11 protein-coding genes are annotated in these 12442 nt (G+C 60.5%); all 11 read left to right on the forward strand.

Features of this window, described 5'->3' with window-relative positions; genetic code table 11:
- Positions 1 to 40 precede the first annotated feature (40 nt).
- The 11 genes from NL115_RS00475 to NL115_RS00530 all read left to right on the forward strand — a co-directional run bounded on the left by NL115_RS00475 (position 41) and on the right by NL115_RS00530 (position 12440).
- Entirely contained in the window at positions 41 to 1135 is a 1095-nt protein-coding gene (locus NL115_RS00475; RefSeq protein WP_254831273.1) for a cellulase-like family protein, read from the forward strand.
- A gap of 152 nt (positions 1136 to 1287) precedes the next feature.
- Entirely contained in the window at positions 1288 to 1959 is a 672-nt protein-coding gene (locus tag NL115_RS00480; protein WP_254831274.1) for a class I SAM-dependent methyltransferase, read from the forward strand.
- Between the two features lie 243 nt (positions 1960 to 2202).
- A complete protein-coding gene (locus tag NL115_RS00485; protein ID WP_254831275.1) occupies positions 2203 to 3153 on the forward strand; it encodes a CPBP family intramembrane glutamic endopeptidase in 951 nt (316 codons plus the stop codon).
- Positions 3154 to 3194: 41 nt separating this feature from the next.
- A complete protein-coding gene (locus NL115_RS00490; protein ID WP_254831276.1) occupies positions 3195 to 4841 on the forward strand; it encodes a serine hydrolase domain-containing protein in 1647 nt (548 codons plus the stop codon).
- A gap of 899 nt (positions 4842 to 5740) precedes the next feature.
- Positions 5741 to 5977 carry an AbrB/MazE/SpoVT family DNA-binding domain-containing protein gene (locus NL115_RS00495; RefSeq protein ID WP_254831277.1) on the forward strand — a complete coding sequence of 79 codons (237 nt, stop codon included), beginning with the start codon at positions 5741 to 5743 and terminating at the stop codon, positions 5975 to 5977.
- A 504-nt stretch (positions 5978 to 6481) separates the two neighbouring features.
- Complete coding sequence (locus NL115_RS00505) at positions 6482 to 6772, forward strand: DUF1450 domain-containing protein (RefSeq protein WP_254831278.1); 291 nt, start codon at positions 6482 to 6484, stop codon at positions 6770 to 6772.
- The gene (locus tag NL115_RS00510; RefSeq protein ID WP_254831279.1) at positions 6765 to 8372 is read left to right on the forward strand and encodes a sulfatase; all 1608 of its coding nucleotides are present in this window, start codon (positions 6765 to 6767) and stop codon (positions 8370 to 8372) included. The genes NL115_RS00505 and NL115_RS00510 overlap by 8 nt, the downstream gene beginning before the upstream one ends.
- 76 nt (positions 8373 to 8448) lie before the next feature.
- The gene (locus NL115_RS00515; protein WP_254831280.1) at positions 8449 to 9132 is read left to right on the forward strand and encodes a helix-turn-helix domain-containing protein; all 684 of its coding nucleotides are present in this window, start codon (positions 8449 to 8451) and stop codon (positions 9130 to 9132) included.
- Positions 9133 to 9251: 119 nt separating this feature from the next.
- Positions 9252 to 10463 (forward strand): alkyl sulfatase dimerization domain-containing protein, encoded by a 1212-nt coding sequence (locus NL115_RS00520; RefSeq protein ID WP_254831281.1) that lies wholly within the window; start codon positions 9252 to 9254, stop codon positions 10461 to 10463.
- Positions 10464 to 10490: 27 nt separating this feature from the next.
- Positions 10491 to 11840: an APC family permease gene (locus tag NL115_RS00525; protein ID WP_254831282.1), complete on the forward strand. Its 1350-nt coding sequence runs from the start codon at positions 10491 to 10493 to the stop codon at positions 11838 to 11840.
- 381 nt (positions 11841 to 12221) lie between these two features.
- The gene (locus NL115_RS00530) at positions 12222 to 12440 is read left to right on the forward strand and encodes a hypothetical protein (protein ID WP_254831283.1); all 219 of its coding nucleotides are present in this window, start codon (positions 12222 to 12224) and stop codon (positions 12438 to 12440) included.
- Positions 12441 to 12442: the final 2 nt, after the last annotated feature.

The following is a 12442-nucleotide window of genomic DNA, read 5'->3' on the forward strand; positions in this document are numbered from 1 at the left end:
CAATCCTGAACCACCCCCATGAGGGGATGAGAACGCCCGTATGACGCTTACTGATCGGGAGTCACCGTACGCGATCGCCATGTGGGATTTTTCCTGGCTGGAGCGGCATCGCGAGGGTGACGCATACGCCGACTGGGACCAGGTCCTCGATGAACTCACGGCACGAGGCTACGACGCCGTCCGAATCGATGCCTACCCCCATCTCGTGTCGATGGATCCATTCGGGGGATGGACCATTCCGCCGGCATTTGAGACTGCAGCCTGGGGAGCGCCGACCACATGTCAGGTCACTGTTATCCCGGCTCTCCTCGAGTTCATCGAGAAGTGTGCAGAGCGAAATGTCGCTGTTGCCCTCTCATCTTGGTTCAGAGCGGACACCACAAACGCACGCATGGATATCCAACAACCGGCGGATCTCGCGTCAGTCTGGATCGATACACTGGATCGAATCGCAGACGCCGGGCTCCTTGAGACGATTGCCTGGGTTGATCTCTGCAACGAGTTCCCACTCCCCGACTGGGCACCGTTCTTCAACCGTCCTGGTGACCCGCACGTCACACATCGTCGCTCCTCGGCTGCTCGACGATGGATTGACAAGTCAATCGCGGCCGTCCGAGAACTGTATCCGAATCAGATTTACTGTGTCTCTGAAACAGCTGGGCCAGGAAAACCCTGGGGGCGCGCCCCCGAGTCAGAGATGGACCTCGTCGACACCCACCTCTGGCTGATGAACACCAGTGACTTCTTCGATTGGTCACACGACATCGATTCCGCGGAACATTACGACTGGCTTGCCGACGATGGCCAGGAACGTTACGTCGAGTACGCTGAGCGCTGGCAGGCACGACTCCGCTCCGAGATTGAGTCGGCAGCGATGTGGTCCCGGAACGCCGGGGTACCGCTTGCGACTACCGAATCGTGGGCAGTCATCCACTACGATGATCGCGCCGAGCTAGAGTGGGACTGGATCAAAGAGCTGTGTGCGATCGGCACCAAACACGCGGCGAAGACAGGCCGCTGGGTTGCACTCTCGACGAGCAACTTCTGTGGACCCCAGTTCCGAGGAATGTGGGACGACGTTCGCTGGCACCGCGAACTGACCAGTGTGATTCGGAATGCCCCGGTGGATACCTAAAGCACACTGTGCCCCCGGCCGGGTTGAACGCGATTCGGCCTGTTTCCGATTCTCGAACAGGGACCGGACAACTACCGGGACTAACACCATCTCGTAAGACGGTGTCTCGGTCCCCTCTCGAGAGGCGGTCTCGAAACACACAGAGCTAATCCATGACAGATAACTTCCGGTCCAGTGGCGCAGGTGATTCCCCCGGCCTCGGGACGCAACAGCACAAGTCTGTTGGAGATATCGCCGGGGTGTACGCAGACGAGGCCGAGGCCCTCGATCGATGGCGTTGGCTGGACAGACTGTTCGCAGGGCGATACCGTAAGCGGCAGTTCGGAGACGCCGAGGGGCAGGTCCTCGACGTTGCCTGCGGAATCGGGGCCAACTTCCGGTATCTCCCACAGCCGGTCGACCTCGTTGGAATCGACATCAGTCCCGAGATGCTGACGAGAGCAGAGGCTGAATTGGCCCGACTCGACATCAACGGCGCGCTGTATTCGATGGACGCCGAAACACTGGCGTTCTCCGACAACAGTTTCGATACGGTCATCTCGTCGTTTTCTACCTGTACATTTCCCGATCCCGTCAAGGCCCTGCGAGAGATGCGGCGCGTCTGTAGGGGTGATGGAAGAATACTCCTCCTCGAGCATGGGCAAAGCGATATCGGACCGGTTGCACGCCTACTGGACTGGCGTGCCGACGCACATTACGAAAAGTCCGGGTGTCGGCTCACCCAACGGCCACTGCAGGTCGTTAGTAGCGTCGGGGTGACCGTCGTCGATGTGCGAACAGAGTTCCTCGACATCATCACGTGCGTCGAAGCAGTCCCAGAGTGACCCCCTATTGCCGTCGTATTACCGCCCGAAGCGACTGTTTCGTTGGGTGTTTCTGAGTTTCGAACACGGCTTCAGTCTATTCGGTACCTCCGAGCAACCGGCCCATTGCGATGTCTGCAACCATGGTCCGATTCCCACCGAGAGGTAGCGACCCGATTGAGTACCGACCGGAGCTCCGGTACCGATGCGAGCCCACGAAGACTGCACCCACTTCGTTGAAACAGACGAGCGTGGAGGGAAAGGATGCCTAAGGCGGTCAGTGGAGCTATCCAGTGGTTCGTATACGGACGACAGACGGACCGAATCCGTGCCTCGTGGCGTATCTTCTTCCCCTTGCTTATCGCTACCGTCGCGCTATTCGGTTTCGGGGGGCTCGCGACCGCGCTTGAGGTGAACCGGGGAACGATGATGCTCATCTCGTTCAGTGGCACGACAGTCGTTACCACTGGGCTGCTCTTGATCTGGGCGCGATATGTCGACAAGCGCCCGGTCACGGAGTACGGCTACCATGTCTCGAGGGACTGGTGGTATGATCTACTCGGCGGCTTGGGGCTCGGAGTGGTGTTGATAGCCATCAATTTCGGAATCGCCCGTATGAGTGACTCACTACAGGTAACAGAGATGGCCAGTGTCGATGGCCCATCCTTGGTATGGTTACTTCTCTTTCTCCTCGGATTCACCTGTGTCGGCTTCTATGAAGAGTTCCTGTACCGGGGGCTGTTCATAACGAACGCCATCGAAGGCTTGTCTGAACGCGGAAGTTCGCCATCGATGGCAGCCGGTATTGCCCTTCTTGCGAGTACGGTAACGTTCGCCCTCGTGCACCTTCCCAGTGCTGTCGCACAGGGAGGCGACGTCACAGTCGTGGCAGCAAAGACCGGCCTGCTCGGTGGACTGCTCGGAGTCGCGTATCTCCTCACTGACGAACTGGCCCTTCCGATGGGACTCCATCTCGGCGTCAATTACGCGCAGATGAACCTCTTCGGAATCGGCGCAGCCGGTGTCGCGGGTATTCCGACCGTAATTACCGTTGAGCAAACCGCGTCCGGATTCTGGGATCCCGCCCATGGCGCGCCACTCCTGGGAGCAGCCTTGATTGGATACGGCCTCGTCGCACTGTGGGTAAACTGGCGCCAGTACGCATCCGGAATCTTCCGGCCAACCCGCAAAACTCGCACCGACCCAGACCAATGAAGTCGTCGATTCTACGTGCAGAAACCGACAATTCTGGTGGTATGACGAGACGGACACTTCTCGGCGGACTCGCTGCGCTCGGAACTAGCGCTGTCGGGACAGTATCCGGTCGAACGCGAACAGCCACTGGAGGCACTGACCTGAAGGAGGCACAGAACGGCGATACCTTCCCCACCCCGGAAGAGTTGGAGCGGTTCGTCGACGATCTCGTGGCCGAACACCTCGGAGATCTAACGCCCGGGGCAGCCGTGGCAATCGTCGAGGGGGACACCACCCGTCTCGCCAAGGGATACGGTAAAGCGAACGTGGAGACCAACAGGCCTGTTCGAGCCGATGAAACGGTGTTCCGAGTGGGTTCCGTTGGCAAGCTCGTAACCTGGACCGCAGTGATGCAGAGCATCGAGGAGGGGGTACTCGCTCTTGACGAGGATGTCAACACCTATCTTGAGAACTCGGAGGTTGAGATTCCAGACACCTACGACGAGCCTGTGACCCTCGGCCACCTCGGTACCCACACTGCGGGATTCGAATCGGCCCTCGATCCGGAGGTCGTCTCCGATGCGGACGCGCTCGCTCCGCTGGAGACAGTGCTGGCCGAACAACAGCCGGCCCGCATCCGGCCGCCCGGGTCCGCAGTGGGATACTCGAACTACGGAGCTGCGCTCGCCGGACACATCGTCGCGGAGGTCCACGACACAACCTTCGAAGACTACGTCGAGTCGGAGATATTCCGGCCGCTCGGGATGAATCATAGTACGTTTGCCCAACCAGTCCCCGATGGTCATCCCGGAACCCTCGCGGCAGGGCACACCCGTGATGGGGAAGCGTTCACTGTCCTGGACAAGGTCTTCATCAACATGCGACCGGCCGGGTCGCTGAGTGCGACACCCTCGGATATGGCGCAGTTCATGAGTGTCCACCTCGGCGATGGCGCTATCGGCGAGACCCGTATTCTCGACAGGTCCACTGCAAGACGAATGCACAGTGTCCACCACGTCCGTCATCCAGCAGTCAACAACTGGCGCTACGGGTTCTACGAGTACGGTGCTCCAGAGGCGAACTTGCTTGCACACTCGGGTTCGACAATCTACTTTATGAGCCTGCTCGTTCTCGCCCCCGACCACGATGTCGGCATCTTCCTGAACTACAACAGTGACACGGCCCAGCCGGCCCGGCTGGAACAGATTATCGACCGGATTCTCGATCGGTATCAGTTACAACCGTCGCCAGTACAGCCAGACCCGACGGACAAATCCGGAACGCAGAGGCGGGCTGATGCGCTCTCTGGTGAGTACAGTCTCACGATGCTCCCCGAGCGCGGGCCACTCCACCTGGTTGATGTCCTCGCTCATCTCTCGGTCGAAACGACGGACGACGGACGGCTGATCACCGGGAATCGGGAGTGGATCGAGTCCAAGCCGTACGTGTTCCACGAGGTCGACGGCGACGATGTCCTCGCATTCGAGATGGACGGCGACGAGGTTGACGTGCTGAACATGAGTAGTGCTCAGCAGGGGGTCCACGAGCCCGTACCGTTTCACGAACGACAGCTGGTGACTGGTGGTGTGGTTGCCGGGTCGTTGTCCGGCTTTGCGCTTTCGCTCCTCGGCTGGGGCGGACTCGGAGCATGGCGACGATGGAATCAGTATCGCACGGAAGATGGCGATGGAGGTGATTCAGGTGAGTGAACAGTTCGAGGAACCGAAGACGGGATCCAGATTACCGGGATCCGATCGTTCTGAGGTGGTTACTCGCGCATTCAAGCAACGATTCAGTAGCCCTGCCTGGCTCGCGCGAGCAGCTGGCTCGGGACTCTGTATCGTGTCGTTAGGATTCATCGTGGCCCTCGCCGTTCCAGTCGCGAACCAAGGTGCGATAACGCTCATCACGAAACCGTTCTTGGTCCAAGTTGCACTTTTCCTGCCATATCTCGTTTTGTTGTTCACTGTGGGGACAGTCGTCGGTACCGTGGTGGCGTGGTGGGGGCGCTACTGGTCGCTAGCAGCCCGTATCCATCAGACGATTCTGGCCCTTCTCGGTCTCGCATTGGTTTGGCAATTCACCATACTGGGATTTTTGGCCTAATACCGTGGATAAATCTGTTACCTTTGCATTAATCAGGAGTATTGAGGGCTTTAACTCGGCATTTCGTCTGAATAGATAATTATAGCGCTGATAGGGACTCGCCCTCACGAGCGCAACTGCGGCCGAGTACGACGACGGCAAAGAGTTCGATGTCGACGCGTGGGCTGCGGCAGCTGAAGACCAGAGTGCTGGTGGCGATTCTCAATGAGTCGGTTCACTGATAGAGTCGCGAAGCAGGCTGCAACCTACATTGATACGGGCTAATTGTCATCGATCTCGCTCGTGAGCCGCTCAGGAATCAACTCCTCGGGCGTTCAGCATGCGCCAGCAGAGCTCCGCGACTGACGAACTCCCTATCGACACTGCCGACAAACGCTCTACCCTGCACCTTCCGATATAGTCCGGTGAAACACCGAAAGGTGAGAGTAACCGACCGTCTTCGACTGGCCATTGCACCAATTACCCCGGAAATTGTTTTCGTCCCCAACGGAACCGATTCGGTATGGCGGCCGAGGAAGACGAGACGACGGTCAACGAGAGCTACGGCGTCACGATTCCCGCATCGGTCCGAGAGGACCTCGAGCCCGGAGACCGCCTTCGCTGGGCTGTCGACGAAGATGGGCGACTGGTCGCGGAGATCGTCCGCGAGCGCCATGGGGCGTTCAGCGACCTCGAGCCGATAGATATCGGCGAGGAGACGGATGCCGTCGAGGCGACCGAGAGTTACGAGTGGTCCTGATGCAGGAGGCTATCGTCGATTCGAAGTCATCTTCGGAGCCCGAATGAAGTGCGACCAGTTTGACCGCCTCCCGCGCCTAAAGACGCGGGTATGCGCTCGCATTCTGTATCACCGACACCATCACAGTCGCATACATGCAACGGCAGGGACTCGAGTACATCTATAGTTTCGACGACGACTTCGACGGCATCATCCGCCTGAACTCCGACGAGAATCCGTTCGGCTGAACGGACGAGTCCGGTCCCGAGCCCTCGGCGTGTCTCGGATTACAGAATACACCTGGTTGTGCTCTCGCTGATTCGCAGCCCCACTCCGGTATCTTCTGAGATTCCGACCCAGGTTCACCGTCCATAGCCGCACGAATAGAGCATCGTAGAGTAGTGGATACTTGTCTCTGAAGGAGTATAATACTCAGATTCGCTCTGCCCCCCGGCCAATCAAACATTTAAACACCTGGTTATGCGAAGGAAGTGTTGTTAGCGGCGGCGCCTCGGAGTCGTCCCCATGTCGTCAGACTGGACGGACCACGGGGAAGAGACCACGAATCCTGGCGAGACTGGACCGGATGCCGAAGTCGCCAGCCCAACCGTAGAGTGTTGTATCGATAATCTGGACCCCGATAGCCGCCAGGCAATCGAGGCCAGTGAGGCGTCAGTCGACATCCGGTACTGTCTCCAGCGGTGTGGACGCTGCTACAAGGAACCGTTCTTCGTCGTCGACGGTGAGGCGCTCACCGGAGCCGACCACGCAACGCTTCTCGAGACGCTGGAGTCCGGGGTGACCCACGATGCGTGACCTGAACGTCCTCTTCATCTCGGTCGATAGCCTCCGGCGCGACATGCTCGGGGCCTACGATTCCCCGTTCGACTGGGTCACCGAGATAGGGGTCGAGACTCCCAACCTCGACCGGTTTGCTGAGAAGGCCATTACGTTCGACAACCACTACGCCGGGAGCCTCCCGTGTATGCCGGCCCGCCGGGAGTGGGACACCGGCATACAGGAGTTCCTCTGGCGGGGGTGGGGGCCGATCGAGGCGTACGATACGACGCTCGCTGAGAAGGCCCGAAACAACGGCGTGCTGACGAAACTGCTCACCGATCACTTCCATCTCTTCCAGCACGGCTCGAGTGGGTACTACGAGGACTACCACGGGTTCGAGTTCGTTCGTGGGCACGAGGACGACCTCTGGAGGACACAGCCGTACGAGGCCGACGAAGACCTCTTGCAACAGGTCGGCTACGACCTCGATAGCGACCGGAATGAAACGACTGCGGAGGTGACGGATGCCGCAGCGAACCCCAACCACGTTCTCGACCCATACGACCTGGGACACTATCGGCCGCGGTGGAAATACGCCCGCAACGTCGCGGAGTTCGACGATGAGGACGAGACGGACTTCTTCGCCGCGAAGGTGCTCTCCAGGGCGGCCGACTGGCTCCGGACCACCACTGGGTGGGACCAGTGGTTGCTTCGGATCGACGAGTTCGATGTTCACGAACCGTTCCACTGTCCGGAGCCGTACGCCTCGATGTACACGGACGAGGACCCGCGTGACCCGGAGCTACCAGTCTGGCCATACTATGGCCGGACGGACAGAGGACAGGCGTCACTCACCGACCGCGAGCTGTCGTTCATCCGCTCGCAGTTCGCCGGAAAGGTGACCATGGTCGACAGCTGGCTTGGCCATGTCTTCGACGCGCTCGACGAGCAGGACCTCTGGGACGAGACGGCCGTCGTCATCACGTCCGATCACGGGTTCCTTCTGGGCGAACACGGCTGGATCGGGAAGATGAGTCCGGACTTCGACCTCGTCGCGCAGACGCCACTGTTCGTCTGGCACCCGGATAGCCCCGAATCGGGAACGACCGTCGATGCACTGACCTCGGCCGTCGATCTGCACGCGACGGTTCTCGACCTTCTGGGTGCCGAGAGCGACACCGGGACACACAGCGAGAGCCTGCTCCCGACCATCCAGGGAGAAGCCACTGAACACCGAGACTGGGCGCTCTACGGCTGGTGGCACTCGGATATCAACGTCACCGATGGGAAACACACCTACATGGCGCCGATACAGGAGGATGTCCCGCTGTACAACTACTCGACGATGCAGATGAGTGCACAGAGCCCATTCACTCCGACGAGCGGCTACGAGGGTGCGGAGTCGGGGGTGTTCCTTCCATACACCGACGTGCCGGTCTGGCGACAGCAGTATCCCTCGGCATCCCTGGTTCGGCAGCCCAGACTGTACGATACCGACGCTGACCCGAGCCAGTCCGACAACATCGTGACCGAATCACCGTCGGTGAAGACGAAGATGGAGGAACTACTGCAGGACGCGCTCGAGACCATGGAGGCTCCCGAGGAAGTCTTCGAGCAGTACGGAATCGATCAGTGAGATGCCCGGGCGAATCACTCATGCCCGATTGCTTGTCTCCCCGAGCGTTCATGGGTCTCGGAGATAATCGGGTATCATGCGATTTGCCACGTTCACGTTCCGGCATCCCGATGGGGGGCTGCAATCGCTCGGCAGGGCCTTCGCCAGTGCCGATGACGTGGCCCGGGTCGCGGTCCACTCCCAGCGGTTACTCGACGATGGGCAGGCGATCTACCTGTACGAACTTGTCGGGGATGCTGGAACTGTCCGGGATATCCTCGACGAGACCGATATCGCCACCAGCTACCAGGTGGTCCAGGGAACGGAGTCCGTGTTCGCGTATATCCACTTCGAGCCGACGCCGACCGTCGAGCAGCTCCTCCGGGCACCGGCGGAGTATGGTCTCCTCATCGATGGGCCGGTGACTGTCCGAGACGACGGAACGCTGGAAATCACGCTCGTCGGCGAGGAGGAAGACATCAGGAAGGCGTTCTCCTCGCCCCCTGACGATCTCACGGTATCAGTCAAGCGCGTCGGTGACTACCACCCCGGTGCAGAGCAGCTGTTCACGAATCTGAGCGAGCGCCAGCGTGAGGTGCTCCGGACGGCCCACGAACTCGGATACTACCAGGACCCGCGTCAGGTCACACATCAGGATATCGCCAGCGAACTGGACTGTACGCCGTCGAACGTCGGTGACATCCTCCGCCGTATCGAGAACAACATCATCGGCGAGATAATGACTGCTCAGTTCGGGACCGCTTCCGACAGCCCCGCCTGATTCCGCTGTAGTATCATTCCCATAATGAATGGCTTGGCATGCGGAGGAACGAGAGTTAGTCACAGACACCCACACACTGCCCCATGCCACGACCCGGCATCAGCCCATTCGAGATCGACATGTTCGTCGACCATCTCGATGGTCCCGTCGAGGTAACCGACGACGTCTACTACTACGCTGAGTTCAGCGGTGTGACCGCCTTCGAGACCAAAGAGGGCCTCGTCCTCGTCGACACCGGTCTCGAAGATAACGCCCCGGCCCTCGCCGAGACGATTCGTACGGAAACCGACCTGCCGGTCCACACCGTCGTCTACACGCACGGCCATCTCGACCATGCCTTCGGATTGGAGGCGTTCCTGCTCGAGGACCAGTCGGACCCGAAGGTCATCGCTCACGAGAACATGCCGGCTCGGTTCGACCGCTACGAGCGGACTTCCGGCCACAACGAGGCGATAAACGCCCGCCAGTTCGGTGGCACCGCGACCGAACAATCAGCTGGTGACGGTGAGAGCCAGTTCCAGTGGCCAGACCACCCGCCGACCACCTGCTACCGTGACGAACTGACGCTCACCGTCGGTGGCCTCACCTTCGAGATCCGCCATTCCAGAGGCGAAACGGACGACCATTCATGGGTGTACTGTCCCGAGAAAGATGTCCTCTGCACGGGTGACTTCCACATCAATGTCGCACCGAATCCGGGCAACCCACAGAAGGTCCAGCGCTACCCGGAGGAGTGGGCCGAAGCGCTCCGTGAGATGGCAACGTTGGCCCCGCGCCACCTCTGTCCGGGTCACGGAGAGCCACTGGTTGACGCACCCGAGAAGATTCAGGATTGCCTCGGTGATTCGGCCGATTACCTCGAATCGATTGTCGAGCAGACGATCGAGGCACTGAATGACGGCTCGCCGCCGCACGTCGACATCGTCCACGAGGTCGAGGTGCCTGATTGCGACGTTCCGTGGCTCGCGGAAACGTACGATGAGAGCGAGTTCATCGCACGGAACGTGATTCGGCGCTACGGTGGCTGGTGGTCGGGACGTCCATCGGAACTCAAACCCGCACCGCGCGAACGCCTCGCGTCGGAACTTGCCTCGCTTGCGGGGGGTGCTGACGTGCTGGCCGACAGAGCACTCGCGCTTGCCGACGAGGACGTGCGTCTGTCCTGTCACCTAGCCGATTTCGCCCTCGAAGCGGCGCCAGGGAACGAATCTGTACAAGCAGCCGTCGCGGATATCTACACACATCGCGCCAGCGAGGAACGCAACCTCATGTCGGGGAATCTCTATGCGGCGGCGGCCGCGTACGCAAGTGAGGGGCGACCGTTCAGATGATTCTGCCGTGTACCTGTGGAGGGAATCATGCCTAGGGATTTCGACCTGCTTTCCGGACGCATCGGCGTGGTAGAGGCAACGGCGCTACTCGTCGGAAACGTCATCGGAATCAGTATCTTCACGCTACCGGGACCGCTCGCAGCCGACGCCGGGCCGCTCGTTGCAATCGGTATTCTGGTGGCGGCCATCCCGCTTGGGTTCGGGATTCTGATCAGCTTCCAACTCGGGAGCGCTATCCCTGTCGCCGGTGGGAACTACGTCTACGCGAGTCGGTTGGTTCACCCATTCGCGGGGTTCCTGATTCCGTGGCTGATTCTCCCTGGTGTGTGGGCCGGCCTCCTGTTCATCGGCGACGGGTTCGCGGAGTACGTCGGCGTCTTCCTATCGGTCCCCGACCTCGCTCTGGTCTATGCCCTGCTCGTGCCGTTCCTGGTGTTGAACATCGTCGGTATTCGACCCCTGGCCCGTGTCCAGCTCACACTCGTTGTCGTGCTGTTCGCGAGCATGCTGGTGTTCATCGTTCCTGGAGCGTTCTCCATCACCACATCGAACTATACGCCCGCGCTGCCGAACGGCGTGGCTCCCTTCGCTATCGCCGTGGTCTCGCTGTACTTCCCGCTCCGGGGATTCGGGCTGATAACCGCCCTGGGTGAAGAGCTCACCGAGCCCGCTCGGAACATCCCCCGGGTGCTCGGTTACAGTGCGGCCATCTCGCTGACGATGTTCGTCTCGCTGGTGGCCGTCCTCGTCGGCGTGGTCAATTGGCAGTCGCTGGCTGGTGTCGATGCTGCCGTGCTCGTCGCTGCTAGAACGTTCCTCCCCGACCCGGTGATCGTGGCTGTAGCGGTCGGCCCCGTCGTCGGCGGACTTACATCGCTCAGCACCACCTACACCGGATTCTCACGGTCACTGATGCGAGCGGCTCGAGACGAGCTGCTCCCTCGGCGGATTGCGGACATCCACCCCGAGTTCGGAACGCCGCATGTGGCCCTATTGGTGCTCGGAATCCCACCGTTGGTGGTTGCGCCTGTTCGCCCCTCGCCAGTTATCCTCTCGATCTGGATCGCACTCGCAGTGCTGACTGCGGGGACGCTCAAGGCCGTCGCACTCTGGCGGCTCCCATCGGTGTATCCGGACCGTTACGCGGAGGCGCCGGTGACACTTCCCAGAGGGATGCTCAAGGCGGTTGCAGTCCTCGGTGCGCTGACGTCGCTGGTGCTGGTGTCGGTCGTCGCCACGCAGCTACCCCAGCTACTCGGTGTCTTCATCGGCCACATCTTCCTGGGATACCTGGCATACCGACTGCGGGTACGACAGTTGGCTGGCCGCGGGACGGATCTCCGATCGGTCCTTCGTCAACTGGCATCCCACGAGTGAGGCTCCCGAGTCGTGGGGGACTTCGAGCTACAGTGGCGGGAGGCGCCGGCCAGATTTTATCGGGGATACCGCGACGACTAGCCCTCGATGGGCTCGGAAAACGAAAACCATCAACAGACTGCGCTCACCGAGGATTTCGATAGTAGCTCCGGCGCTCAGAAGTCCCGCTCGGCTCAAGATAGTGACCTACGAGCGCTCGCCGACCGATATCTAACCTCCCAGCGAACTACGCGAAGTCAGGCCTATGCGAGTACGGCGGCTTCGGTCCTCAACCGCTGGGCGGCCTGGATGCGGCAAGAGTCACACGAACTGGACGAGCTGAACGATTCCCAAACCGGGCCCCGAGTGCTGAACGAATACGCCCTCCAGTTAGCCGAGCGTGTGGCAGACGACGAGTTGGTGGCAGCCACAGCAGAGCGATACTTCGCAATCGTCTCGGCGTGTCTCTCGCTCGGTGTCCGACAGAGGGGACTCGATCGCAATCCTGCACTCGCCGAGGCAGCCTCGGAGTCACTCCCACAGCAGCAGCGCTCGGACCGCACGGACCAGCAGTTCTGGACGCCGGCCCAGCTGGCAAGCTATCGTGAAGTTCGTCGATGAAC

Origin of the sequence: Haloglomus salinum, from assembly GCF_024298825.1 — an archaeon.
In the GTDB taxonomy this organism is placed as follows: domain Archaea; phylum Halobacteriota; class Halobacteria; order Halobacteriales; family Haloarculaceae; genus Haloglomus; species Haloglomus salinum.

What these genes read in the sequence shown, in the direction of transcription:
- NL115_RS00505 (WP_254831278.1), top strand. Translation starts at nt 6,482, where the DNA reads ATGTCGTCAGACTGGACGGACCACGGGGAAGAGACCACGAATCCTGGC.
- NL115_RS00490 (WP_254831276.1), top strand. Translation starts at nt 3,195, where the DNA reads ATGACGAGACGGACACTTCTCGGCGGACTCGCTGCGCTCGGAACTAGC.
- NL115_RS00485 (WP_254831275.1), top strand. Translation starts at nt 2,203, where the DNA reads ATGCCTAAGGCGGTCAGTGGAGCTATCCAGTGGTTCGTATACGGACGA.
- NL115_RS00515 (WP_254831280.1), top strand. Translation starts at nt 8,449, where the DNA reads ATGCGATTTGCCACGTTCACGTTCCGGCATCCCGATGGGGGGCTGCAA.
- NL115_RS00510 (WP_254831279.1), top strand. Translation starts at nt 6,765, where the DNA reads ATGCGTGACCTGAACGTCCTCTTCATCTCGGTCGATAGCCTCCGGCGC.
- NL115_RS00520 (WP_254831281.1), top strand. Translation starts at nt 9,252, where the DNA reads ATGTTCGTCGACCATCTCGATGGTCCCGTCGAGGTAACCGACGACGTC.
- NL115_RS00475 (WP_254831273.1), top strand. Translation starts at nt 41, where the DNA reads ATGACGCTTACTGATCGGGAGTCACCGTACGCGATCGCCATGTGGGAT.
- NL115_RS00495 (WP_254831277.1), top strand. Translation starts at nt 5,741, where the DNA reads ATGGCGGCCGAGGAAGACGAGACGACGGTCAACGAGAGCTACGGCGTC.
- NL115_RS00525 (WP_254831282.1), top strand. Translation starts at nt 10,491, where the DNA reads ATGCCTAGGGATTTCGACCTGCTTTCCGGACGCATCGGCGTGGTAGAG.
- NL115_RS00480 (WP_254831274.1), top strand. Translation starts at nt 1,288, where the DNA reads ATGACAGATAACTTCCGGTCCAGTGGCGCAGGTGATTCCCCCGGCCTC.